The following is a 25,945-nucleotide window of genomic DNA, read 5'->3' as shown; positions in this document are numbered from 1 at the left end:
ACGTATATGGTGTTTAACAAGTATAACAAAATATAATTGCAGATGTTTAGATGCAGATTTTTATTTAAAATCTTTCTAAATAGCTCTTAATTACAGCATAATGACAGTGGTATAGCCTTGTGTTATTACTTTTGTTACGCTAAAAATAAACAGGGTAATACAATTTTGGAATATTTAAAAATCATTGCTTTTACGCATAAACAAATTGATCTAAAGTCTTTAGGTAAGTTGGTGATATGTGAGCAAACATTAGACGACAGGTTGAGGAACATCCAATCCGAGTTAGGTGTAAAAGAGATATTCTATGTAGGAACGTGTAATAGGGTGGAATTCGTATTCACTGCTGCGGGTAATTTAGATAAAGATTTTATTCTTCGTTTTTTAACTGTGCTTGATATGGGATTGCCTCAGCAATACATGGAGCAGTTTATAGAAAATGTATCTGCGTATGAGCAAATAGATGCTTTTAATCATTTGCTTCGTACTTCATGTTCACTGGAAAGTCTTGTTGTTGGAGAGAAGGAAATTCTGGCTCAAATCCGTAAAGCTTATGAAGCCTGCCGTATTTCCGGCTTTACCGGAGACTATATGCGGATGATTATGAACCGGGTTGTGAAAACAGCAAAAGAGGTTTATACTCATACCAATATTTCTAAAAACCCTGTATCAGTTGTATCATTGGCTTATCGCAAATTGCGTGATCTTAAAATGTGTGCAAACTCCAGGCTATTAATTATAGGTGCCGGAGAAACCAATAAAAACATAGCACAATACCTTAAAAAACACAAGTATTCTAATTTCTCTGTTTTCAACAGGACGTTAGAAAATGCAGAATTGCTTGCTAAAGATCTTAATGGTACAGCTTATCCTCTTTCAGAATTGGAAAACTTCAATCAGGGATTTGATGTTATTATTACCTGTACAGGTGCAACAGAGCCAATTATTACTGAGGAGGTTTATAGAAAATTGTTGAATGGCGAGACTGGTAAAAAAGTTATCGTTGATTTAGCTATTCCCAATGATACCGCAGTTGAAGTGGTTAAAAATTTCCCAATACACTACATCGAAGTTGAATCGTTAAAGGAGACAGCTCGTAAAAATATTCAGGAACGCTATGATGAGCTGGTGAATGCAGAGCACATCATCGAAGAAAATATCAAAGATTTTGAATCAGTATTACGTCAGCGCAAAATTGAAATAGCTATGAGCTGCGTTCCAGAGAAAATTAAGGAAATCAAGCATACTGCTATCAATGGAGTCTTTGCCGATGAGATCAATAGTCTGGATGAGAACTCTAGATTGATATTGGAAAAAGTGATGAACTATATGGAAAAGAAATACATCAGCGTTCCAATGGTTATGGCTAAGGAGATATTGGTAAAGAATAGCTAGATTTGCCAAAAAATTAGCAATCAACGTGAAAAGACTTATTATAGGTACAAGAGGTAGCGACCTGGCTTTATGGCAAGCCAATTTCATTAAAGATAAATTATCAGCTATAGGTGTTGAAGCTGAATTAAAAATTATCAAAACCCAGGGTGATAAGATTTTAAACCTTAGGCTTGATAAGTTGGAAGGTAAAGGTTTCTTTACTAAAGAGCTTGAAGAAGAACTTTTAGGTGGTACAATTGATATAGCCGTTCACTCGCATAAAGATTTGCCAACGATTCATCCTACTGGTTTAACAATCGCAGCTGTAACTGAACGCGAAGATCCAGCGGAATTATTATTGATACTTAAGGATTGTGTAAGTGTTTCTCATAAACTTTCTCTTAAAAATGGAGCAATGGTAGGAACCTCGTCTAATCGACGTAAGGCTCAATTACTTGCAATCCGTCCCGACTTAAATATTGAAGATTTAAGAGGGAATGTACCAACTCGTATACAAAAGCTAAGGGATGAAGATTACGATGCGATTGTAATTGCTAAAGCTGGAGTTAACCGTCTGAATATTGATCTTTCTGAATTTCATGTGGAGGTAATTGACACAACTGATGTGGTACCGGCACCAGCTCAAGGAGCATTAGCTATACAGATCAGGGAAAACGACTCAGAATTATTTGAAGCGTTGCAAAAGATTCATCATCAGGAAACAGCGGATGAAATTGGTGTAGAACGTAAAGTGCTTAATCTTTTTGAGGGTGGCTGCCATATGCCTTTAGGCTGTTATTGTAAAAAAGAAGACGGGAAGTATGAAGTTTGGACTTCAAAAGCTGAAACAAATGAGGATTTTCCTGATCGATTATTTTATCGTGTAGATAGTTTGGAGGGATTGGCTGAGAAAATTGTTTCTAAGTTCAGCCCGGATAGAAAGTTTCCTTCCAGAGTGTTTATTTCCAGAGAAGTTAGCGAGCATAATTACTTTAGAAAGGCACTTGAAAAACATCATATAGAAATTGATGCGAGATCGTTGATCCGTACTTTCCCAATTGTAACTGTACTTGATCCATTTTATTTGAAACATGTAGATTGGATATTTTTTAGCAGCAGGAACAGTGTTGAATATTTCTTTAAACTGAAACCTACGCTGACCAAAAATGTAAAGTTTGGCGTTGCTGGTAAAGGCTCTGAAGATTCATTAAGGAAATTAGGCCATTTAGCTGACTATGTTGGTGAAGGTGGAGATATTGATGAAGTGGCAAACTTGTTTGCAGAAGCGGTTGTTGGAAAAACAGTGTTGTTCCCAAGAGCACAAGATTCATTATTGAGTATTCAAAAAGCATTGAAACCGGAGACAAAAGTAGTTGATCTGCCGATTTATGAAACAGTTATTGAAGAAGATGTTGATCGGACTGAAGCAGAGGTGCTGATTTTTACAAGCCCATCAAATGTTGAAGCTTATTTTGTGGATAACCTGCTGGAACCTGGACAACAGGTTATCGCAATTGGTAATTCTACAGCTAAAGTATTTGATGAAATGGGAGTGAAATATATATTGCCCTATGCTCCAGATGAAATAAGTCTTGCCGAGGCTGTTTTTGGGATTGAAATAAAATAAAAAGAAGATATGTTACACCGTCCGCGTAGATTAAGGAAGAATCCAATTGTGAGAGAGATGGTAGCCGAAACAAGGTTATCTAAAGACATGTTTGTGTATCCATACTTTGTGGTACCTGGAAAAGATGTGGTTCATCCACTTGAAGCGATGCCTGGCATCAGTCATTTTTCTGAGGACACATTGGTCAGGGATGTAGAGAAAGGGTTGGAACTTGGTGTAAACAAAATTATGCTTTTTGGTGTTGGTGATGAGAAAAGTGAAGATGCAGCTTCTGCATATCACGATCATTCTCTGGTTCCTTCTGCTGTACGTTTATTGAAAAAGAATTTTGGTGATGACCTTTATATTGTAACTGATGTTTGCGTATGTTCATATACAACACACGGACACTGCGGTATATTGAAAGATGATTATGTGCAGAATGATGAGACCGTAGAAGTTATTGCAAAAATGGCACTTACACACGTGCATGCCGGAGCAGATATGTTAGCCCCATCTGATATGATGGATGGACGTGTAGCTGTGATGAGAAGTGTACTGGATGGAGCTGGATATGTTAATGCGGCAATTATGTCTCACGCTACCAAATTTGCATCAGCTTATTATGGACCTTTCAGAGAAGCGGCGGACTGTGCACCTAGCAAAGGAGACAGGAAAGCTTACCAAATGGATTTTAGAAATGGTAATGAAGCATTGAGAGAAGCGTTACTGGATGAAAGTGAAGGAGCAGATGTGTTAATGGTAAAGCCTGCTTTGGCTTATCTTGACATTATGCATAACTTAAAACAGCATACCGACTTGCCCATTGCCTGTTATAATGTATCAGGAGAATATTCAATGGTAAAGGCAGCTGCACAAAAGGGTTGGATTGATGAGCAGAAAGTCGTAATGGAAACGATGCATGCTTTTGCACGTGCAGGAGCAAGTATCATTACCACATATCATATAAGGGATATTGTTGAGAAAAACTGGATGTAGTAGACATGTTTGTTGTTAGAACAGCACGTACAGAATTGAAATAAGCATATGTTAGGATCTTTAAAAAAAATGTTTTCGGGAAATGAAGGTGATGTACCTGTAAATACAGGAAGTAAGCCGGATATTTCCAGGGAAAAGTCGGCAGAATTATACGAAAAGGCTAAAAACTATTTCCCAGGTGGAGTAAACTCTCCGGTTAGGGCTTTTAAGTCTGTTTACGGTACTCCTCTTTTTATTCAAAAAGGAGATGGCTGTTTTGTATGGGATGCTGATGGTAACCAATTTATAGATTTTTGTGCTAGCTGGGGACCGCTTATTTTAGGGCATAACAATGCGAAAGTAAGAGAGAAGGTTACCGAAGTGATGCAAAATGGCATGAGTTTCGGTGCGCCAACAGCATTGGAAAATGAATTAGCAGAGCTGATCATTAAGAATAATAAATTCGTTGAAAAAATCCGTTTTACAAGTTCTGGAACAGAGGCAGTCATGTCTGCTATAAGACTGGCACGTGGTTATACCAATAAAGATAAAATCATAAAATTTGAAGGCTGTTACCATGGTCACAGTGACTCATTACTGGTAAAAGCAGGCTCTGGACTGGTTACATTTGGTGAAACTTCATCGGCAGGTGTTCCTAAAGCATTTGCGCAGGAAACTATTGTAATTCCGTTAAATGATAGGGCAGCTTTAAAACAGGCTTTCGAGCAATTTAAGGATCAGGTAGCAGCAGTAATTATTGAAGGTATCCCGGCAAATAATGGTTTGTTGATGCAAGATGCTGAATATATTGAGTATTTACAATCCATCTGTAAAGAGAATAAAGCTCTATTGATCTTTGATGAAGTAATTACAGGATTCAGATTAGGTTTCGAAGGAGCTGCCGGACATTATGGCATTACGCCTGATATTGTTACTTATGGTAAAATTATAGGTGGTGGATTACCTGTTGGAATGTATGGTGCATCAGCAGAAATTATGTCACATATTTCTCCTGATGGAGGTGTTTATCAGGCTGGAACACTGTCTGGTAATCCTGTAGCAATGGCTGCTGGTATAGCTCAGCTGACAGAGTTACTGCGTTCAGGCTTCTATAAGGATTTGAACAATAAGACCAGTGAGTTCGCAGAAAGTATTCAGCGCTTTGCGACTGCAAGAAATTATAAAGTTAAAGTGTTCTATGTAGGTTCTATCTTTTGGATTGCCTTTACTGATAAGGATAAGATTCAGACTGCAGATGACATTGATCACAATAGTATGGAGAAATTCAAAGTAATGCACCGTGAGTTGCTTAACAGGGGGATTTACTTGGGGCCATCAGGATATGAGGTTGGTTTCGTATCTGCTGCACATACAAAAATTGAACTTGAAAAGGCAAAAAGAGCCATATTTGACAGCCTGGATGTTGTTTTCAGGAACAAGTAATTAATGGTATATTTATAAAGTAAAATACTGATAACCTTGAAGAAGTCGATAGTTATATTTTATTTCATGCTCCTTTATGCTTTAGTACAATTGATCTCTTGGGGAACTCTGGTAGTAAGGCTGGAACCTGCCAGAATGGCAATGGTTATGGGAGAAGGGTCAGTCTTTTTATTTTTACTTTGTATCGGTGCCTATTTTTTGCATCAGTCTATTAAAAAAGAAGTACGCCTTCGTGAGCAGCAACAGAACTTCTTATTGTCGGTTACACACGAATTAAAATCTCCTTTGGCAGCTATAAAGTTGTCTATTCAGACAATTGTAAAACGTGATCTGGATAAGGCCAGACAGACCTCATTATTAAGTAATTCTTTGAAAGATATTGAGCGTCTGGATGATCTTGTAGAGAATATGCTATTAGCTACAAAGATAGAAAACCGCTCTTATTCATTCCCAAAGGAGGAATTTGACTTTTCTGAACTGGTAACAAAAATAACAGACAGACTACAGGTACATTCATGTGGTTGTGAACAATTGATTACCCCGGTAATCAAGCCAGGAATAAAGGTGATGGGTGATCAGTTTGCACTTTCATCTGTAGTGACTAATCTGGTCGAAAATGCGGTGAAATATTCAGGGCCTTGTGCAGATGTAGCAGTTGAACTGACAGAGAAAGATGGTCACGCATTCTTGAGGGTGTCTGACAAAGGGCCGGGTATTCCTGATGCGGAAAAGATGCTTATTTTCGATAAATTCTACAGAGTTGGTGATGAGAATGTCAGAAAATCAAAAGGAACAGGATTGGGCCTGTTTATTGTTAAGGAAGTATTACAAAGCCACGACGCTGATATCAGCGTTAGAGATAACGTACCGCAAGGTGCTATTTTTGAAATAACATTTAGTTGATTATGCAACAGAAATTAAGAATACTGCTGGTTGAAGATGAAGACCATTTATTAGATGCCATTAAATTAAATCTTGAGCTTGAAGGCTATAAAGTACATGCTGTAAAAGACGGTAAAACAGCCTTGAAAGTTTTTAAAGAAGAACGTTTTAATCTGATTATTCTGGATGTAATGCTTCCTGAGATGGATGGATTCCAGGTATGTGAAACCATCAGGTTAGAGAATACTGAAGTACCTATCCTTTTCTTAACTGCGAAAAATACAAGTGAAGACAGGGTTATGGGGCTTAAAAAAGGTGCTGACGATTACCTTGTAAAACCATTTAACCTTGAAGAACTGATCTTAAGGGTTGGTATCCTGGTTAAACGTAGCATGAAGGCTGACGACTTAAAAGAAATCAATTCTTATAAAATTGGTGACAAAACTATCTACTTCAATTCATTTGAATTGAAGCAAGATGATGGTGTTATTGTGCCGCTGACTAAAAAAGAAACCATGTTGCTGAAATTACTTATTGAACGTAAGAATGAAGCAGTTTCACGTGAGCAGATTCTGGAAACAGTATGGAATTATGATGTATATCCTTCTACAAGAACGATAGATAACTTTATCCTGACTTTCCGCAAGTACTTTGAACCAGATCAGAAAAACCCTGTATATTTTCATTCCATCAGAGGTGTTGGTTATAAATTCACAGATATTCATTAATGTATAATTCAAAAGGCAGGTATGCCCTGATGGCAGTTTTTACTGTTGCAGCGTTGGTATGTCTTTTTTATGCACAATACCAGCTGGCATCATTTGCCGGCTTTTTGTTTGGCTTTATTTTATGGAGCCATATCAGACATAGCTCGGTATTGCTAGCTTCTAAATACTTTAAAAATGGTGATCATGAAAGAGCTGAAGAGCTATTGAATGAGGTGCCTAATGCAGACAGACTAGCAAAAAACAGACGTGGGTATTATGAGTTTATGCGGGCTAACATCGCTTTAAAAAAGGAAGATTATGCTGCTGCTGAATTCCATTTTCAAATAGCTAGCCGATTTCCCTTAGGCGGAAAGAATGATAAAGCTTTTGTGATGATTCATCTAGCCAATCTGGCATTAAGAAAGAAAGATAAGGTACGTAGCAATGCTTATCTTGAAAAAGCAAAAGAGCTGGCAGTAACACCCAAAGCACAGGAAATAATTATTAAAATAGAAAAAGAAGTAAACAGTTTATAAAAGAATAGAGGAGAAATTAAGAAGTGAAGAACACGTTATTTTTAGATGCGGCATTTTCAAAGCAAACAGAACGTCCACCGGTATGGATGATGCGTCAGGCAGGTCGTTTTATGCCAGAGTATTGGGAAATTAAAAACAAATATTCCTTTCTGGAGATGTGCAAAACGCCTGAAATTGCTGCTGATGTAACGATGCTGCCTGTTGATTTGTTAGGCATTGATGCGGCTATCCTGTTTTCAGATATTCTGGTAACAGGTGAGGCAATGGGCGGTGACCTTAGTTTTACTCAAGGTGTTGGTCCGAAGTTTGCCAATCCGGTGCGTACTATGCAGGATGTTGATGCCCTTGAGGTTGATGTTTTGGATAGGTTACAATACGTTGCTGATGCAATTAAAGTGATACAGCAGCGCTTAAATGGAAGTATTCCACTAATCGGTTTTGCTGGTGCTCCATTTACAGTTATGAGTTACCTGGTAGAAGGTGGTTCATCAAAAGATTTTAAATTAACCAAGTTGTTAATTCATAATCATCCGGAAATTGCTCATAAATTACTGGCTAAAATAGCAAAGGTTACTGTTGATTATCTAAATCTGCAGATTGCTGCTGGCGTAAATGCTGTACAGCTATTTGATAGCTGGGCACTGGCTTTATCATGGAACGACTATCAGGAATTCTCTCACCGCTATATTCAGGAGATTATTGCAGGATTGAATAGAAAAAATGTTCCTGTAATTTCGTTTTGTAAGGGAAGTTCTGTGTTTGCACCAATGATGGCAGAAGCTAAACCGGATGTAGTTTCGGTAGACTGGAATGCGGATCTTTTAAACATTAAAAATATCCTTCCTGCAGGAATGGCAGTACAAGGTAACTTAGATCCTCATATTTTATATGCTGATAAATCAGTAATCAAGAAAGAGATTCTTCGTTTATTTGAACGTATGCGTGGTCAGAATGGCTTTATCTGTAATCTTGGGCATGGTATTATGCCTGACATTCCTTTTGATAACGTAAAATACGCAATAGAAACTATTAAGGAATTCAGATACTAGTTCAATGGATCAATACTATTTATACGTCCTTTCTGTTCATATTATCTTTGTGGTAAGCTGGATGGCAGGACTGTTTTATAGTGTACGTTTGTTTATTTATCATACTGAGGCCAATGACAGGCCTGAGATTGAACGAAATATCTTACAAAAGGAATACGAAAAAATGGAGCGCAAGCTCTGGTATATTATCACTACACCTGCAATGGCATTAACTGTGCTTGCAGGTGTATCGATGGTTTGCATCAGGCCATGGCTCTTACAATTGCCTTGGTTTCATGTAAAGCTAGGGTTTGTATTGGGGCTTTTGGCTTATCATTTTATTTGTCAACGTATCATGAATCAGCTGAAAATGGGCACATGCAAACTTAGTTCATTTAAGCTAAGGCTGTGGAATGAGGTAGCTACCATTTTGCTGGTTGCTATTGTTTTTACTGTTATTTTAAAAAGTGCGGTTGATTGGGTTTATGGGCTTGTTGGGCTTATCATTTTTGCTGTAGTAATTATGATGGCTGTAAAGTGGTATAAACACTATAGAAAGAAGCACGATTGCTAAAAATAATTTATCTTTATAATGTAAACCTGACATTATGAACAGCGTTTCATCTGGTATTTAAATTAAAAGACAATGAGGTGTAATTGTTTAACAGCCCTGTTAACTGGAGTATTGGCAATAGTAACTTCATTTAATGCATTTGCTCAACAGGATAGTGTTAAAGCAAGCGAGACTAATGCCAATCATAAAGGGTATTTAGTAGGAGGAATTACCTTTACACGTTTCGATATTGGCTTTACTCGTTTGGTAGACAATGGTAGTTTCACACTATCTCCAACCAATGATTTTCTGGATTACAAAGAGTTTAAATCAAGCACAGTTTCTTTTGATGTGTTGGACTATGGATATAGGGTCAATTCTAACTTTAAGATATATCTTGCTGCAGGGTTAGACTGGACAATGCTCCGTTTAAAAAAGAATATTACCATAAAGAGAAATACTGATGTATTGGATTACGATCCAGCATCTGGTATTGAATTTTCTAAAAACAGGTTTTCCAGCTTTTATGTTCATGTACCTTTAGGATTTCAGTTTAGAACCAATGAGAATGCCAATGGCAAGCGCTTTTATTTCGTTGTAAGTCCTGAAGTAAGTTTTCTGATCAACGGAAAAGTGAAACAGAAAAGCGAGGAAAATGGCAAACAGAAATTTAGAGATGACTATAACTTCGAGCCTGTCCGCCTGGGTGGTTCAGTGCGATTAGGTTATGGCTGGATTGGCCTTTTCAGTAAATATTATTTCAATGATATGTTTGATAGTGCTCCGCAGGCAGGTTTAAAAAACATGTCGTTCGGTATAACCTTTGGATTAAATTAAAATCCCATTTTCTTCTATCTTTGCCAATGTGGAAGAACCTATCATATCTGTAAAGAACTTAACAAAACAACATCAGGCAGAACAAGCATCAGGAGTTAGTAACATTAGCTTTGACATTAAAAAGGGTAATGTAGTTGCCATCCTTGGTGAAAGTGGGAGTGGTAAATCTACCCTACTCAAGTGTATCTATGGCTTGCTTAAGGTTGATGAAGGAATAGTTTCTTTTAATGGTAAGCGTATTCCAGGGCCAGATGAGCAATTGATTCCTGGTCACAAGGAAATGAAGATGGTTACGCAGGACTTTTCCCTGAATATCTATGCTAAGGTGTATGATAACATCGCATCTATGCTTTCCAATACTAATGTTCAGGTTAAGCAGGAAAAGACGTTTGAAATCATGCGGCATTTGCGCATTGAGCATCTTAAGGATAAGAAGATCACTCAGCTAAGCGGGGGGGAGCAGCAGCGTGTAGCCATCGCTAAAGCAATGGTGAGTGATACAACTGTATTATTGCTTGATGAGCCCTTTAGCCAGGTTGATGCTTTATTAAAAAACCAGTTACGTGCTGATATTAAAAGAATTGCGGCTGAAACTGGTGTTACCGTCATTATGGTATCTCACGATCCTGCAGATGGATTGTTCCTGGCAGATGAATTGCTGATTTTAAAGGACGGTAAGCTATTGCAATCTGGAGCACCAGCCCACGTATACAATCATCCTGATGATATTTATACCGCCCAGCTTTTGGGTAATGCGGTAACGGTCAATACAACTGATGCAGAGAAACTAGGTTTAGATATAAAAAGCGGAACTGCTGTTTTTTATCCGGAATGGGTGGAACTGAAAAGTTCATGGAATAGCAGACGCTTTGAAGTCAAGGATGTCTACTACAAAGGTTTTTATGAAGAACTATTGCTGGAGAGGAATGGTGTGATGATCAGAGCCATTCAGTTAAACCGTGGGGAGCATAAAAAGAATGATCATGTGCAGGCAAACATTACCCGCTTTCTGTCATTATAACTACATAAAAATCAATCAGTAAAATTCTTTTTTCATATTCGTGTCATAACACATACTTATCTGCTTTTTCCTGACTTTATTACTTAAATATTCAGAAGTTGAGTATTAACTTTGCAGTGCTTAATAAGTTTTAAGCAAATAATTAAAGCAAAGCAACAGATGTATCAACCGCATCCATATTCTATATTTAGATATATTTTTATATTTCTCCTTACTTTAACAGCATTGCCTACTTTCGCGCAACAAACAGCAGTAAAGGGAGTGGTAACAGATGCTGTTACTAAAGAAACTATACCTTATGCTTCCTTTATGATTGTAGGAACTAGTAAAGGTGGCCGAACCGATGTTGATGGACGTTATAACATTACCATTGAAGGTAAGTATACCCAACTTCAGTTTAGCTATATAGGTTACAAAACTCAAGTTAAGACTGTAAAAGCAGGAATTACGCAAGTAGTTAATGTTCAGCTTCAAAATGAAGCGATGCAGATGAATGAAGTGGTCATCAAGGGAAGTAAAAAAGCACCATACCGTAATAAAGATAATCCTGCTGTAGAGTTAATTCGTAAAGTAATTGCTAATAAGCCGAAAAACCGGATGGAAAGCTATGATTACGTGGAATACAAAAAGTATGAAAGGATGTTGTTTTCTATGAGCAATCTTTCAGATAAGTTTAAAAACAAAAAAGTATTCCGTAATTATCAGTTTCTTTTTGAGGAACAGGATTCTACCAAGATTGGTGGCAAAAATCTTTTGCCTGTATTCCAACAGGAAAAGCTTTCTGAAAATTACTATCGTAAACATCCTGAGAAAATGAAAACGGTGGTAGTTGCTGATAAGCAGGTAAACTTTGATGAACGTTTTATTGATAATAAGGGATTGACTTCTTATTTCGACAGGATGTATCAGGATATTGATATTTATGATAATAACATCTCTGTAGTGAGTAATCTTTTATTAAGTCCTATAGCAGATGGTGCCCCTGGATTTTATAAGTTTTTTATTACAGATACAATAAGAACTCATCAGCCGCAGTTAATCGAATTATCTTTTACGCCGAGAAACAAAATGGATATGTTGTTTGAGGGGAAACTATATGTTACGATGGACGGTAATTATGCTGTACAGAATGCATATCTGACTGTAAACAAGCATATCAATCTTAACTTTGTCCGAGGTCTTGAAGCTAAGCTTGAGTTTGAACAGAATCCTGATAAACGCTATCACCTGAGCAAAAGTAATCTGATTGTTGATTTTGGAATCCTTAAAAAAGGTGGAACCGGATTTACTGGTGAACGTACGGTAACTTTTAAGGATTATACAGTTAATCAACCTCCATCAGAAAATGTTTACAAAGGTGCAGAAGCATTAGTGATAGTTCCAGATGCTACTCAAAAAAATGAACAATACTGGGCAAGTATCCGACCTGAGTCAGTTAATGCAAGCAGCACTAAAATCTATCATAATTTAGATACTTTGCAGACCATACCTTCTTTTAAAAGAACTATGGACATTGTTACTTTATTTGTTGCTGGTTATAAAGATTTCGGCCCTTTTGAGATGGGACCTGTAAACACTTTTTATAGTTTTAACAGTGTTGAAGGATTTCGTGCAAGGCTGGGAGGAAGGACTACAACAAAACTTAGTAAAAGGTATTATTTTGAAACGTATGCTGCATATGGTTTTGACGACCAGAAGTGGAAGTACTTTTTAAGTGGTACTTATTCTTTAAACAATAAATCTATTTATTCTTTTCCTCAGAACTATTTGCGTGCAAGTTTTCAGCGTGATACTAAGATTCCAGGACAGGAATTACAATTTGTTCAGGAAGATAATTTCCTTTTGTCCTTTAAAAGGGGTGAGAATGATATGTTATTGTATAATGATTTTTACAGGTTTGATTATGTACGTGAGTATGAGAATCACTTCTCTTATAGTGTAGGTTTACGCAAATGGAGTCAAACTCCGGGTGGATCTTTATACTTTAACAATTCTGCACAAACTCTTTTCTCAAGAACAAATCAGATCAATACATCAGAGATTAGTGTGAATCTGAGGTATGCTCCGAATGAGAAGTTTTACCAGGGTAAAATTTATCGCACTCCTTTGGTGGACAAATACCCAATATTTAATCTGCGTTATACCGCTGGATTGAAAGGAGTTTTAGGAGGTGAGTATAATTACCATAATTTTATGGGTAGTGTAGATAAACGTTTTTATTTATCGCAACTGGGGTACACCGATGTAACTGTTGAAGGTGGTTACAATGTCGGAAAAATACCTTTCCCATTATTGTCTATTCATCGTGCGAACCAGACTTATGCTTATCAGCTGCAGTCCTATAATCTGATGAACTTTCTTGAGTTTGTAAGTGATCATTACGCTAGTATCAATATCGATCAGAATTTTAATGGATTCTTCTTTAATAAAATCCCTTTATTACAACATTTAAAGCTTAGGGAAGTGATGTCATTTAAAGCGTTGTATGGAGGTTTAAGAAATGAGAACAATCCTGATAAGAACCTTGATGCCATGCAATTTGTACGTAATGACGACGGACAGCCTATTACTTATGCCTTAGACAAAGGTCCATATATGGAAGGAAGCGTTGGCGTAGGAAATATTTTTAAAGTGCTTAGGGTAGACGCTGTTAAGCGTTTCAGCTACCTTGAAAATCCTAATGTTTCGAGTTGGGGTATTCGCGCAAGGGTGAAGTTTGATTTTTAATATTCCAGGTAATACTATCAATTTATTCAGGTAAATTAGTGTATAATTTTTATGCTAATTGAACTGCTATGAATGAAGAGTATCTTAAGCTACCATTGGTGAAAAATCAGGTAGATATGCGTTTTGAATTAATAGTTGATGGTTATACTGCTTTTATTGACTTTAAAGAGCATGGCAAGAAGATATGGCTAATCCATACCGAAGCACCTGAGGAATTGAAAGGAAGAGGTGCTGCAACTGCTATAATAGAGAAAACCTTAACTTATATAGAAGATAAGGGATATAAACTGATTCCATTATGTCCTTTCGTTGCAGCATATCTGAAGCGATATCCTGAATGGGAAAGGATATTGGATGAAAGCGCTAAACCTTTTTAGCCTTCGATATTAATCGAAAGCTAGTTGATCAGGCCCTGAGACTTTACTAATATGACAAGCACATTTGCCACCCTTAACATTGATTACGACAGATTTAGTCTGGTTGGTTGCTACTGATGTTGCAGTTATTTTTAAATCATCACCTTCTTCAGAGAGGCTTTTAGTATTTCCATCATCTGCAAATATATAAGTCCCTCTTTCTACAGTAAGATATCCGGTTATTGTAGGATATTTTTTATCTCCTGTTCTTTGGTTAACTACGGTAAAGTCTTTGACTTCCGTACCAAGACCTTTGTTATCTACAAATTTTATATATAAGGAGACAAACTGTTCAGTACAAATCATATTCCCGCATTCTGATTCTGATGTCTTTTTTTTACAGGAAAGCAAGGTGCCGGCCATTAAGATTGCAAGTACTACTATTTTCATATTTGGTTGGGTTTTTAATGAAGACGGATAGAAAGGTTAAAATGCTACAAATTAAGAAAATACTTCTTATCCTAGATCAATTGTTAACACTGTTAACCTTGGTATATTTGTATCGTTCCATTAAAAAGAAAGAATATATTATGAAAAAGTTAATTGAAAAAATCGTGACAAATTCTGGCCGACCTCATATGGTTGGTGATGGTTTCAGGGTATTTAATTTAATACCAGGAGCAGGTATCCCTCAGGAGAGGATAAGTCCGTTTTTACTATTGGACTTTAATCCTGAATATGATTTTGGCCCGTCAGACCATTTAAGAGGGGTAGGAGTGCATCCTCATAAAGGTTTTGAAACTGTAACCATTGCTTATAAAGGAAGTGTTGCACACCATGACAGCACTGGTAGCCATGGAATTATTAAATCGGGTGATGTACAATGGATGACTGCTGGTAGTGGTATACTTCATAAAGAGTATCATGAGCAAGAATTCTCTAAAAAAGGAGGTCCATTTGAAATGGTACAACTTTGGGTTAATCTTCCAAAAAAGGATAAATCGACAACACCACATTATCAGGAGTTAACAGCTGCTGGAATGGGTAAATTTGAACTACCTGAAAATGGAGGAGTCGTTAATGTAATTGCTGGTAACTTCAATGGTATTGCAGGTCCGGCAGAGACTTATAGTCCTGTAAATTTGTTCGACCTTAAACTAAATGAAGGTGCAGAAGTAACTACTTCAATCCAAGCTGGTCACAACACTGCTTTATTGGTAGTAAATGGTAGTATAGAAGTAAACGGAGAAATCGCTGGAGAACACAATTTTGTTTTGTTTGCAAATGAAGGGGAAGAAATCCATATTAAAGCAAACCAAAAAAGTGTCGTGTTGATTTTGAGTGGTGAACCATTAAATGAACCAATTGTAAGCTACGGACCATTTGTAATGAATACCGAAGAAGAAATCAATCAGGCGATTGCAGATTTTAACCAAGGTAAATTTGGTGTGTTGGAAGATTAAAAAAAAAGGCTAGGAATCATATAATTCCTAGCCTTTTTAATTTAATGTGTTTAGTCAATTATCTCTGAATCAACCAATACGATTTTCGCTCTGATTGTTCCTACAGGTGGGTTGATTTTAGCTCCAAGCGCGTCTTCAATAAATATAACTACATATCCTGGTTCAGAAGTGAAATTGTAAGATATGCCTTGTACAACGTTTGGTAGTGCATCATAAACTTTTCTTTGTGGATCAAAAGATAACGATGCAATCACTCCCCCCGATTGATTGAAGTTTTCATCATTTTCAGGTACATTTATAGTAGTAGAATAAGTGTATCCATCATCAGTAGTTTTCCAGGCGCTAGTTGGAATGTCATATAGGATAGTTCTGGGATATATTTGAGGCACATAGTTATCCTTCTTACACGATACCAGACCTAGCGTGGCCGTGCATAACAATAATAATATAAGTTTTTTCATGTGTTGTGTGTTTGCATTTCTATAGCAAATTTATTGCCACAAAAAATATGCTTAATTTTTATTCGACTTCTCAATTACTACCTTAAAGGTAAGTATTTATCCGTAATACTTTGTAGTGTAGGTTGGGTAGAGTGTATTTCCTCTATATTTAACACCTTTTCATAAAGCTCCAGATAATTGTTCGCCATTTTTTGCAGACTAAAATTATCCATTACATAGTCATGGCAAAAGCGATTGTTAAATTGGTTTACCTCTCGAAGTCCTTCTATAAGCAAACTTTTGTCGCTGCTCAGTAATCCTACTTCCGGACTAACCAATTCGGGTAATGAGCCATAAGGTGTGGCAAAAACCGGGCAGCCATAATAAAGACTTTCTATAATGGCAACTCCAAAAGGTTCATGCCATAGAACAGGAAATAGGAGGGCCTTAGACTGCATCATAACAGCAGCTTTCTGCTCATTATTTACCATTCCTTTAAATCGGACATTTAAGTTAGGTGTAAAACGGAAGCCCATTTTTAAGTTTAGACGACTACCACCTAAAACTACCAGCTTATTATTGCTCTGGCTAGCCATGTTAATTGCAGCTTTTACATTTTTTACTCGCCAGGCAGCTTTTGCAAGGAAGTGCATGTGTAGGCGCTTTTGAGAGAAGTCGGGTTTCGGATAATCATCCGGATCAAGACCATGATGTACAAAGGCCACCGCACCATGGCGACTAGCATGGTTACCAGAAACAAATACAGAGTTTTTATCGAGTTGCTCACCATAACCTGGATTTCCGTGCACACTTATTATGTATGGCTTCTTGTTAAAACCATGCACCTGGTGATTAAAATGAACGACATCTATATCATCGGGCACTTGTTTGTTCAGGTCTGCATTAGGGTCATAAATCAAAACCCTGGCAAAAGGACAACTTGAACCTGCTGCTACCAGATAGGTAATTTGATGTCCTAATCTGCTCAGCTCTTTACCAAGCCACCAAATCACTCTTTCAGTGCCACCATATTTTGTTGCCGGGATTTGGCTATCGCTTACAATTAAGATCTTCATAAGACTATATCAGACTAAATATTCAAATAAAGTCTGATCGTTGTTCAGTTCAATAATTTCAAACTTAAACTCTTTCATTCTTTTTACCAATGAATCATAATCAGCACGGTTAGCCAATTCAATACCTACCAATGCCGGGCCATTTTCTTTATTCGTTTTTTTAATGAACTCAAAACGAGTAATGTCATCATGCGGACCTAATACATTGTTTACAAATAGCTTTAACGCACCTGGTCTTTGTGGGAAACGAACAATAAAATAATGTTTTAATCCTTCGTATAATAAAGATTTCTCCTTGATCTCCTGCATACGCTCAATGTCATTGTTACCGCCACTGATGACACAAACTACCTTTTTGCCCTTTATTTTATCGCGGTAAGCATCAAGTACAGCAACAGATAAAGCACCGGCAGGTTCAACCACAATTGCATCTTCATTATATAGCTTTAAGATCGTTGTACATACTTTCCCCTCGGCCACCAGCAATATATCATCTAGTACTTTCGTACAGATCTCGTAGGTAAGCTTTCCAACACATTTTACAGAAGCTCCATCAACAAAGCGATTGATTTCTGGCAATGTTATCGGCCCACCATGTTCAAATGCTTTTAACATTGATGGAGCACCTTCAGGTTCAACACCTGCGAGTAAAATTCCAGGCTTTTCAGTTTTTAAATATTGACCAACACCAGCCGAAAGACCGCCACCACCAATAGGCATAATCACTACTTCAACATCAGGCAGATCATCCAGAATTTCTACACCAACTGTACCCTGGCCTTCAATGATGCTATAGTTATCAAAAGGAGGGATAAAGGTCATATTGTGTTCCTGCGTGTAAGCCAATGCTTCCTTTAGACAATCATCAAAAGTATCACCAACTAAAACGAGTTCTACACTGCCATTGCCAAACATCTCTGTTTGTTTTACCTTTTGCTTAGGCGTTATCTCAGGCATAAATATCACACCTTTTGTACCCAGTTTATTACAAGAAAAAGCAACACCCTGAGCATGGTTACCAGCACTGGCACATACAATTCCTCTGCTTAGTTCTTCTTGACTTAAGCGACTAATCATATTATAAGCTCCGCGTAGTTTGTAAGAGCGTACTACCTGTAAATCTTCACGTTTCAGGTAAATTTCGCAATCGTAAGCTTCAGATAATTTTGCGTTGTAAATAAGTGGGGTGTGCTTTACAACCTGTGCCAAGCGCTGAGCAGCAGCTTTGAAGTCTAATTTATGATTAAAGTCAGTCATTTTTATGAAAAATATAAAAGGTTATCTGAAAGGTGGACGAAGCGTATAAATTGCACAACGAGCATACCTTTCTGATAACCTCTTTATTTGTATACCTTAAAGGATATACAAAGATAGTTATATGTTAGCAGCCAACCAATCGCCTACTTCGCTGGTTTTATATGCTTTGTTTGTTCCGGATAAATCTTCTGTTACGATACCTTCTGCAAGTGATTTGTTTACTACAGTTCTGATCAATTCTGCTTCTTCTTTTAATCCGAAAGCATCTTCAAACATCATGGCAGCCGACAATACAGTCGCCAATGGATTAGCAATGTCTTTACCAGCAGCTTGTGGATAAGAACCGTGAATTGGCTCAAATAAAGAAGTATGAACACCAATAGAAGCTGATGGCATCAGACCCATAGAGCCAGAAATTACAGAAGCTTCGTCAGTTAATATATCACCAAAAAGGTTTTCAGTAATCATTACATCATAAGAACTTGGCCATTGTACCAAACGCATGGCAACTGCATCCACAAATTCATAGCTTACAGTAACTTCAGGATAGTCTTTTTCCATATCCTGTACAGTCTCTCTCCACAAACGTGATGATTCCAAAACGTTAGCTTTATCTACACAGCAAAGTTTTTTGCTGCGGGTCATAGCCATTTCAAAACCTAATTTAGCTAAACGCTGAATCTCTGCTCTGGTATAAGTACAAGTGTCAAAAGCAGTGTTGCCATCATCTTTTCTACCTCTTTCACCGAAATAAATACCGCCTGTTAATTCACGAAGGATAATCAAATCTGTACCTTCAATGCGCTCTCTTTTTAAAGGAGAATTGTCAATTAAAGAAGGGAACGTGAAAGTAGGGCGTACGTTTGCAAATAAGCCTAATTTCTGACGCATTTTTAATAAGCCTTGCTCTGGGCGAACAGTAGCTTTAGGATCGTTATCAAAACGTGGATCACCTATCGCACCAAACAACACTGCATCAGCAGCCATACAGATTTCGTGAGTCGCATCAGGATATGGTTCACCAACAGCATCAATCGCCGCAGCACCGGTAATACCTGAAGTCCATACAATCTCGTGGTTAAATTTCTTTGCTACCGCATTCGATACTTTAACAGCCTGGTCAATAACCTCTGGGCCAATTCCATCTCCTGCTAACAGAGCAATATTAAGTTTCATCTTTTATATTTTTTAGTTGTTAAAATCAGCCTTTAATTATTCGTTTCAGGCTCAAATATTCTTGGTTTAAAAATTGTTTTTTGATTATGATAAAGTATAACCTTAAATGATGTTTAACATTTTCTGGGTTGCTTTAATCGCACAAACAGTCTGATCAGAATCTAATCCGCGAGTGATAAATATTTTCTGATCTGTTTCCCAGGTAATGATCGTCTCACAAAGTGCATCAGAGTTACTGCCCGGAGCAATCCTTACCGCATAGTCTATCAGGCTTGGCAGGTTCTTTTTTTGCTTATTGTATACCTTTGATAAAGCATTCATAAAAGCATCAAATTGTCCATCACCTTGAGCATTCTCTTCAAACTTTTCTCCGTCAATTAAAACAGAAATCGTTGCAGAGGGGCGAAGACCCATTGAATTTGTCAGCACGTAAGACTGCACCACAACGTGTTCTTCATATAGACTACTGTCTAATACATCAGAAATGATATAAGGAAGGTCTTCTTTAGTAACTGTTTCCTTTTTATCTCCTAGTTCAATAACCCTTTGTGTTACCTTTTTCAGATCCTCATCATTTAACTTCAGACCTAGTTCCTGCAGGTTTTTTTCAATGTTAGCCTTGCCGGAAGTTTTTCCTAAAGCATAACTACGTTTTCTTCCAAAACGTTCAGGTAACAGGTCATTAAAATATAAATTATTTTTATTGTCACCATCTGCATGTATTCCAGCAGTTTGGGTAAATACGTGATCACCAACAATAGGTTTATTTGAAGGGATTCTTACGCCTGAAAATGTTTCTACCAGCTTACTAACCTTGAAAATTGAAGACTCTTTAATCTGAATGTCAACTTCTGGTGTAAAGTCTTTAATTACTGCTACAGCACTTGCCAATGCCGCATTTCCTGCTCTTTCGCCCATACCGTTTACGGTTAAGTGTAAACCACTTATCCCGGCTTTTACAGCTTCCAGAACATTCGCCGTTCCTAAATCGTAATCATTATGCGCATGGAAATCAAAATGGATAGTCGGATATTTTGATTTCAGCTCTGCAATAAACTTATAGGTTTCACCTGGCGTTAATACACCCAGAGTATCCGGTAATAAAATTCTTTTTACAGGTTGCGTCGACAAAAAGTCAAGGTACTGAATGACATACTCCGGAGAGTTGCGCATACCATTGCTCCAGTCTTCCAGATAAACATTTGTAGAAATCCCTTTAGAAGCGGCAAGATCAACAACATGTTTAATCTCTGCAAAATGCTGTTCAGGAGTTTTTTTAAGCTGATGTGTTAAGTGATTTAAAGAACCTTTGGTTAAGAGATTCTGAACTTTAACCCCGGCATTGATCATCCAATCGATGGAAACACCATTGTCAACGAACGACAATACTTCAATCCGATCAGCATAACCATTTTGCTCTGCCCAGTTAAGAATAGACTTCACAGCCTGAAATTCACCATCAGATACACGTGCAGATGCAATTTCAACTCTGTCTACATGGAGTTCCTCTAATAGTAATTGGGTTATGGTTAACTTTTCTGAAATGGAGAATGACACTCCCGATGTTTGTTCACCATCGCGGAGTGTAGTATCCATTATCTCTATTTTCCTTTTTTCCATTTAGTTTGGTTTGCCTGAAATAGTGTGTTCTAAATACGATACTTAAAACACACTATTTTATTGGTTTACGTTTTCTTTCCTGCTAAAGTGGAAGATGCTTAGCGAATTCCTCAATTTCTGGTTTGATGCTTTGCAAATAATCAATATCATCAAAGCCATTCATCATGTTGTCTTTTTTATAGGAACTGATGTCGAAAGTTTCTTTTTCACCAGTCGCTAATAATGTGATAGTCTGCTCAGGTAGATTTACTTCAAGTTCAGTATTAGGATCAGCAAAAATTGCAGTGAAAATCTTTTCAGCAAATTCAGGGCTAACCTGAACAGGTAGTACGCCAATATTCAGACAGTTGTTTTTAAAAATATCAGCAAAAAAGCTTGATACTACACATCTGAATCCATAGTCATAAACAGCCCATGCAGCGTGTTCTCTTGATGAACCTGAACCGAAGTTTTTACCACCAACTAATATTTTACCACTGTAAATTGGATTGTTCAATACGAAATCTGCTTTTGGCGTGTTATCAGTATTGTATCTCCAGTCGCGGAAAAGGTTATCACCAAAACCAACGCGTTCCGTAGCTTTTAAAAAGCGTGCAGGAATCAATTGGTCGGTATCAACATTCTCAATAGGAAGCGGAACCGCAGTGCTTCTTAAGGTATTAAATTTATCGTAAGCCATTTTTAATCTTTAATAATTTGTGTTAGACAAGTTCGTTAACGTTCTCAACGCTCTCTATTAATGTTCTTGGGTCAGTAACTACCCCCGTAACAGCAGCAGCAGCAGCAACAAGTGGACTAGCCAGCATGGTTCTGGAACCTGGACCTTGTCTGCCTTCAAAGTTTCTGTTTGAAGTACTTACCGCATACTTACCTGCAGGAATCTTATCATCATTCATTGCTAAACAAGCAGAACAACCTGGCTGACGCAGCGTAAATCCTGCTTCAGTTAAAATATCAAGTATGCCTTCTTCTTTAATCTGCGATTCTACAATATGAGAACCCGGAACTAACCATGCCGTAACATGATCAGCTTTATGCTTGCCTTTCACGATAGAAGCAAAGGCTCTGAAATCTTCAATACGACCATTGGTACAGCTACCCACAAATACAAAATCAACTGGTTTACCGATCATATGATCTCCTTCAGAGAAGCCCATGTAGTTTAAAGATTTAGCATAAGTCTCTGCACCACCTTCAACCTGATCAGCATCAGGAATGTCCTGAGAAATACCAATACCCATACCAGGGTTAGTACCATAAGTGATCATTGGCTCGATAGAAGCACCGTCAAATGTTAACTCTTTATCAAAAACAGCTCCTTCATCAGTTTTTAACGTTTTGTAATAAGCTAGTGCTTTATCCCAAGCTTCACCTTTAGGGCTAAACTCACGACCTTTTACGTAGTTGATTGTAGTTTCATCCGGAGCAATCATACCACCACGGGCACCCATTTCAATACTCAAGTTACAAACCGTCATACGGCCTTCCATAGTCATGTTTTCAAAAACATCACCAGCATATTCTACAAAATACCCGGTAGCACCAGAAGTAGTCAGCTTAGAAATGATAAACAATGCAACGTCTTTTGGAGTAACACCTACACCTAATTTTCCGTTCACATTGATACGCATTTTCTTAGGTTTTGGCTGCATAATGCACTGTGTAGAAAGTACCATTTCTACTTCAGAAGTACCAATACCAAAAGCGATAGCACCAAAAGCACCGTGTGTAGACGTGTGTGAGTCACCGCAAACAATTGTAGCACCAGGTTGAGTAATACCATACTCCGGACCTACAACGTGAACGATACCATTTTTCTGGTGACCTAAGCCCCAGTGACTGATACCATATTCATTAGAGTTAGACTCCAATGCCTTCAATTGGTTTGCAGAAAGTGGATCTGCAACTGGTAAATGTTGATTAATTGTTGGCGTATTGTGATCCGCAGTAGCAAAAGTACGCTCTGGATATAATACACTTATGCCTCTGCTTTTTAAACCTAAGAAGGCAACAGGGCTGGTTACTTCGTGAATAAGATGGCGATCAATAAAAAGCACATCAGGGCCACCTTCTATCTTACGTACTACGTGAGTGTCCCACACCTTATCAAATAATGTCTTGCTCATTTTTTTATTTTTATTATAAATTCAATGTTGTAAAAGGGCTATGCCATTTGTTGTTTGCCCATCATCAACAAAAGATCCTGGTCATTAATATCTAATTTCTGGTCAGCAACAGTAAGGAAACGGTGATAAACTTCAGCCAATTCCTCTTTACTCAGATTAAAGCCTAAACGCTCCAAATGGAACTTCAAGGCATGTCTGCCACTGCGTGCAGTCAATACTATACTCGCATCAGGAAAACCTACATCTTCCGGACGGATAATTTCATAGTTCTCGCGGTTTTTCAGGAAACCATCCTGGTGGATGCCAGAGCTATGCGCAAAAGCATTGCTGCCAACAATCGCCTTGTTTGGCTGTACTGGCATACGCATTTGCGAGCTTACCATACGGCTCAGCTCATAAAAGTTCTTTGTATTGATATTGGTATGTAAACCCAATACCTGGTGTGTTTTTAAAATCATGACCACCTCTTCAATAGAAGTGTTACCAGCACGTTCGCCAATACCATTAATAGTACCTTCAATCTGGCGTGCACCATTTTGTAATCCTGCAATTGAATTTGCTGTAGCTAAGCCCAGGTCATTGTGGCAATGCACAGAAATAATTGCTTGATCTATGTTTTTTACGTTTTCTTTCAAAAACTTGATTTTGCTGCCATATTGATCAGGCAAGCAATAACCATTGGTGTCAGGGATATTCACTACGGTTGCACCAGCAGCAATTACAGCTTCAACCATTTGTGCAAGGAAACGAACGTCGGCACGACCAGCGTCTTCTGCATAAAATTCAATATCTTCAACTGATCTTTTTGCGTATTTAACAGCTTCAACAGCACGTTCCAATATCTCTTCGCGAGTACTGTTGAATTTATTTTTAATGTGCATGTCAGACGAACCGATACCTGTGTGGATCCGTGGACGTTTTGCAAATTGTAATGCAGCAACAGCGGAATCAATATCACCTTTATTTGCACGGGTTAAGGCACAAATAATAGGCTCAGATACTGCTTTCGAAAGCTCTACCACACTTTGGAAATCGCCAGGGCTTGATATAGGGAATCCTGCTTCAATAACATCCACGCCAAGTGCTTCCAGCTCCTTCGCAATCTCAATCTTTTCCGGAGTCGTCAATTGGCAACCCGGCACTTGCTCACCATCACGTAAGGTGGTGTCAAATACATAAACTCTATTCGGATCGTGTAACATAATTTTCTTTTTTAATTTGTGTAGGTATGTTCCATAGCATACTCAATAAGGGTTTCTATAGATTTTACTTCGCCATTTTCTAATAATATTCTCTTTTCAATACAGTTTGGTATCTGGGCTTCAAAATGACCAACATAAATCAATGTGGTTCCATTTTTACATAACTCATCAACAAGCTTATTGAAATGTATCGTCTGCTGCTGATCTAAACCCTGGCAAGGCTCATCCAGGATTAATATTTCCGGGTTTTTAACAATCGTTCTGGCTAGCATAGCCAGTCGCTGTTTACCTAAAGGAAGTTCATTCATCAGGGAATCTTTATATTCATTCAAACCGAAATAACTAATCAGTTCATCAGTTTGTGCTTTTTTAGAATATCCCGGATCGCAGAACAAGCCAGAGCTGTCATAAAAACCAGATGCAATACTTTGCCATACCGTTGCCGATGGGTCAAAGTACCAGTGTAATTCAGGAGAAATCAAACCAATCCGTTCTTTGATCTCCCAAATGCTTTCGCCACTACCTCTCTTATTTCCAAAAAGATAAAAGTTGTTGGCATAAGCCTGTGGATGATCACCGCAGATTAAACTCAGTAAGGTTGATTTTCCAGAGCCATTGTGACCATGTAATACCCACTTTTCACCTGGTTTAACTTCCCAGTTTATATTTTTTAATACTTTTTTCTCACCATAACTGATGTTCACATCTACCATTTTAATGATCTCAGAAGATGTAGAAGCAGAGATATCTTCTGTTAAGAATTTAGGAACAGCCATGCCACTTACTTCGATTTCCTTTAAGCTGCGTTCATCAGCAGAAATCTCTACCAGTTGCCCGGCTTCAATCTTCGCAATGTGATTAATGCGACCTGGCAATTCAGTTTCATTACTGATTAAAATCAACTGTGTTCCTGCCTCGGTAATTTCTTCTAACAAAGCATTTAAATTCTGACGGGAAAGTGTATCCAGTCCGTTGTAAGGAAGATCTAAAATCAACAACTGAGGTTTTAACCATAAGGCTTTCACCAATTGTAATTTTTTATGTTCTCCGCTTGATAACTGTATGAGGGTAGCATTCACCAATCCCGAAAATCCTAAAGCCGCTAAAATTGGTTCAGCTTCATGATAAAGCAAACCATGTTTTTTACCGAAGCTCTCCAACTCAGCTTTTACACTGGCAGTGGTTTCTGTAGATTGTTTATTGTAACGTTGTTGATAATAGAAATTAGACTGGCCTTCCAGATCTTTGAACTGGAACCAGTTGGCTACGTAATAGACCATAGCAGGCAAGCTGCTTTGAGGGTCAAAACCGATTTCGATATTTCCGTAACTATGAGTCAGACCAGCAATGGCCTTAGCCAATGAAGTTTTGCCACTTCCGCTTTCGCCGCATAATAACCAATGCTCATTCCGATTTATAGTCCAGTTCAAACCCTGCAATACAGGCTTGTGCTGGTACTTCAAATTGAGATTGGCGATTTGGACGACGGGTTGTGACATATTTCGTGTTTTTATAAGCCGCTACATCAAAACATGGAAGA

24 protein-coding genes are annotated in these 25,945 nt (G+C 37.8%); 14 read left to right on the top strand and 10 right to left on the bottom strand.

Annotated elements, in window-relative coordinates; genetic code table 11:
- Positions 1–165: 165 nt before the first annotated feature.
- The 13 genes from hemA (at position 166) to ABDJ41_RS09685 (ending at position 14,066) form a co-directional block, all read left to right on the top strand.
- The gene (hemA, locus tag ABDJ41_RS09745; protein ID WP_349785781.1) at positions 166–1,392 is read left to right on the top strand and encodes a glutamyl-tRNA reductase; all 1,227 of its coding nucleotides are present in this window, start codon (positions 166–168) and stop codon (positions 1,390–1,392) included.
- 25 nt (positions 1,393–1,417) lie between these two features.
- Positions 1,418–2,998 (top strand): hydroxymethylbilane synthase, encoded by a 1,581-nt coding sequence (hemC, locus tag ABDJ41_RS09740; protein ID WP_349785780.1) that lies wholly within the window; start codon positions 1,418–1,420, stop codon positions 2,996–2,998.
- A 9-nt stretch (positions 2,999–3,007) separates the two neighbouring features.
- Entirely contained in the window at positions 3,008–3,976 is a 969-nt protein-coding gene (hemB, locus tag ABDJ41_RS09735) for a porphobilinogen synthase (protein ID WP_349785779.1), read from the top strand.
- 48 nt (positions 3,977–4,024) lie between these two features.
- A complete protein-coding gene (gene hemL, locus ABDJ41_RS09730) occupies positions 4,025–5,398 on the top strand; it encodes a glutamate-1-semialdehyde 2,1-aminomutase (RefSeq protein ID WP_349785778.1) in 1,374 nt (457 codons plus the stop codon).
- Between the two features lie 36 nt (positions 5,399–5,434).
- The gene (locus ABDJ41_RS09725; RefSeq protein WP_349785777.1) at positions 5,435–6,301 is read left to right on the top strand and encodes a sensor histidine kinase; all 867 of its coding nucleotides are present in this window, start codon (positions 5,435–5,437) and stop codon (positions 6,299–6,301) included.
- A 2-nt stretch (positions 6,302–6,303) separates the two neighbouring features.
- Positions 6,304–7,008: a response regulator transcription factor gene (locus ABDJ41_RS09720; protein WP_015809248.1), complete on the top strand. Its 705-nt coding sequence runs from the start codon at positions 6,304–6,306 to the stop codon at positions 7,006–7,008.
- Positions 7,008–7,523: a tetratricopeptide repeat protein gene (locus ABDJ41_RS09715; RefSeq protein ID WP_349785776.1), complete on the top strand. Its 516-nt coding sequence runs from the start codon at positions 7,008–7,010 to the stop codon at positions 7,521–7,523. Before ABDJ41_RS09720 ends, ABDJ41_RS09715 begins: the two co-directional genes overlap by 1 nt.
- 23 nt (positions 7,524–7,546) lie before the next feature.
- Positions 7,547–8,572, top strand: a complete 1,026-nt coding sequence (gene hemE / locus ABDJ41_RS09710; RefSeq protein WP_349785775.1) for a uroporphyrinogen decarboxylase — start codon at positions 7,547–7,549, stop codon at positions 8,570–8,572.
- Positions 8,573–8,576: 4 nt separating this feature from the next.
- Positions 8,577–9,125, top strand: a complete 549-nt coding sequence (locus ABDJ41_RS09705) for a CopD family protein (protein ID WP_349785774.1) — start codon at positions 8,577–8,579, stop codon at positions 9,123–9,125.
- Between the two features lie 72 nt (positions 9,126–9,197).
- Positions 9,198–9,941: an outer membrane beta-barrel protein gene (locus ABDJ41_RS09700; RefSeq protein WP_349785773.1), complete on the top strand. Its 744-nt coding sequence runs from the start codon at positions 9,198–9,200 to the stop codon at positions 9,939–9,941.
- A gap of 28 nt (positions 9,942–9,969) precedes the next feature.
- Positions 9,970–10,962 (top strand): ABC transporter ATP-binding protein, encoded by a 993-nt coding sequence (locus ABDJ41_RS09695; RefSeq protein ID WP_349785772.1) that lies wholly within the window; start codon positions 9,970–9,972, stop codon positions 10,960–10,962.
- Positions 10,963–11,121: 159 nt separating this feature from the next.
- Positions 11,122–13,689, top strand: a complete 2,568-nt coding sequence (locus tag ABDJ41_RS09690; RefSeq protein ID WP_349785771.1) for a DUF5686 and carboxypeptidase-like regulatory domain-containing protein — start codon at positions 11,122–11,124, stop codon at positions 13,687–13,689.
- Positions 13,690–13,757: 68 nt separating this feature from the next.
- Positions 13,758–14,066 (top strand): GNAT family N-acetyltransferase, encoded by a 309-nt coding sequence (locus ABDJ41_RS09685; protein ID WP_349785770.1) that lies wholly within the window; start codon positions 13,758–13,760, stop codon positions 14,064–14,066.
- Between the two features lie 9 nt (positions 14,067–14,075).
- Here ABDJ41_RS09685 and ABDJ41_RS09680 read toward each other — a convergent pair whose 3' ends face one another.
- Positions 14,076–14,495, bottom strand: a complete 420-nt coding sequence (locus tag ABDJ41_RS09680; RefSeq protein ID WP_349785769.1) for a hypothetical protein — start codon at positions 14,493–14,495, stop codon at positions 14,076–14,078.
- A gap of 140 nt (positions 14,496–14,635) precedes the next feature.
- On the opposite strand from ABDJ41_RS09680, the gene ABDJ41_RS09675 reads away from it, so the two are divergent.
- Positions 14,636–15,508, top strand: coding sequence for a pirin family protein (locus ABDJ41_RS09675; protein WP_349785768.1), 873 nt, complete (start codon positions 14,636–14,638; stop codon positions 15,506–15,508).
- A gap of 50 nt (positions 15,509–15,558) precedes the next feature.
- Here ABDJ41_RS09675 and ABDJ41_RS09670 read toward each other — a convergent pair whose 3' ends face one another.
- From ABDJ41_RS09670 to ABDJ41_RS09630, 9 genes are all read right to left on the bottom strand, one after another.
- Complete coding sequence (locus tag ABDJ41_RS09670; protein ID WP_349785767.1) at positions 15,559–15,969, bottom strand: hypothetical protein; 411 nt, start codon at positions 15,967–15,969, stop codon at positions 15,559–15,561.
- A gap of 77 nt (positions 15,970–16,046) precedes the next feature.
- A complete protein-coding gene (locus ABDJ41_RS09665; RefSeq protein ID WP_349785766.1) occupies positions 16,047–17,024 on the bottom strand; it encodes a glycosyltransferase in 978 nt (325 codons plus the stop codon).
- Between the two features lie 9 nt (positions 17,025–17,033).
- Positions 17,034–18,281: a threonine ammonia-lyase IlvA gene (gene ilvA / locus ABDJ41_RS09660; RefSeq protein ID WP_349785765.1), complete on the bottom strand. Its 1,248-nt coding sequence runs from the start codon at positions 18,279–18,281 to the stop codon at positions 17,034–17,036.
- A 117-nt stretch (positions 18,282–18,398) separates the two neighbouring features.
- Positions 18,399–19,457 (bottom strand): 3-isopropylmalate dehydrogenase, encoded by a 1,059-nt coding sequence (gene leuB, locus ABDJ41_RS09655; protein ID WP_349785764.1) that lies wholly within the window; start codon positions 19,455–19,457, stop codon positions 18,399–18,401.
- Positions 19,458–19,559: 102 nt separating this feature from the next.
- Positions 19,560–21,077 (bottom strand): hydroxymethylglutaryl-CoA lyase-like TIM-barrel protein, encoded by a 1,518-nt coding sequence (locus ABDJ41_RS09650; RefSeq protein WP_349785763.1) that lies wholly within the window; start codon positions 21,075–21,077, stop codon positions 19,560–19,562.
- An 82-nt stretch (positions 21,078–21,159) separates the two neighbouring features.
- The gene (gene leuD, locus ABDJ41_RS09645) at positions 21,160–21,756 is read right to left on the bottom strand and encodes a 3-isopropylmalate dehydratase small subunit (protein ID WP_349785762.1); all 597 of its coding nucleotides are present in this window, start codon (positions 21,754–21,756) and stop codon (positions 21,160–21,162) included.
- Positions 21,757–21,778: 22 nt separating this feature from the next.
- Positions 21,779–23,203, bottom strand: a complete 1,425-nt coding sequence (leuC, locus tag ABDJ41_RS09640; RefSeq protein WP_349785761.1) for a 3-isopropylmalate dehydratase large subunit — start codon at positions 23,201–23,203, stop codon at positions 21,779–21,781.
- 38 nt (positions 23,204–23,241) lie between these two features.
- Positions 23,242–24,405: a 2-isopropylmalate synthase gene (locus ABDJ41_RS09635; protein WP_349785760.1), complete on the bottom strand. Its 1,164-nt coding sequence runs from the start codon at positions 24,403–24,405 to the stop codon at positions 23,242–23,244.
- Positions 24,406–24,416: 11 nt separating this feature from the next.
- Positions 24,417–25,904, bottom strand: coding sequence for an ATP-binding cassette domain-containing protein (locus ABDJ41_RS09630; protein WP_349785759.1), 1,488 nt, complete (start codon positions 25,902–25,904; stop codon positions 24,417–24,419).
- Positions 25,905–25,945 lie beyond the last annotated feature (41 nt).

The sequence above is a fragment of the Pedobacter sp. ASV1-7 genome (genome assembly GCF_040203335.1).
In the GTDB taxonomy this organism is placed as follows: domain Bacteria; phylum Bacteroidota; class Bacteroidia; order Sphingobacteriales; family Sphingobacteriaceae; genus Pedobacter.
The sequence above is the reverse complement of the archived record's forward strand: the minus strand, read 5'-3'. Positions and strand labels throughout refer to the sequence as shown.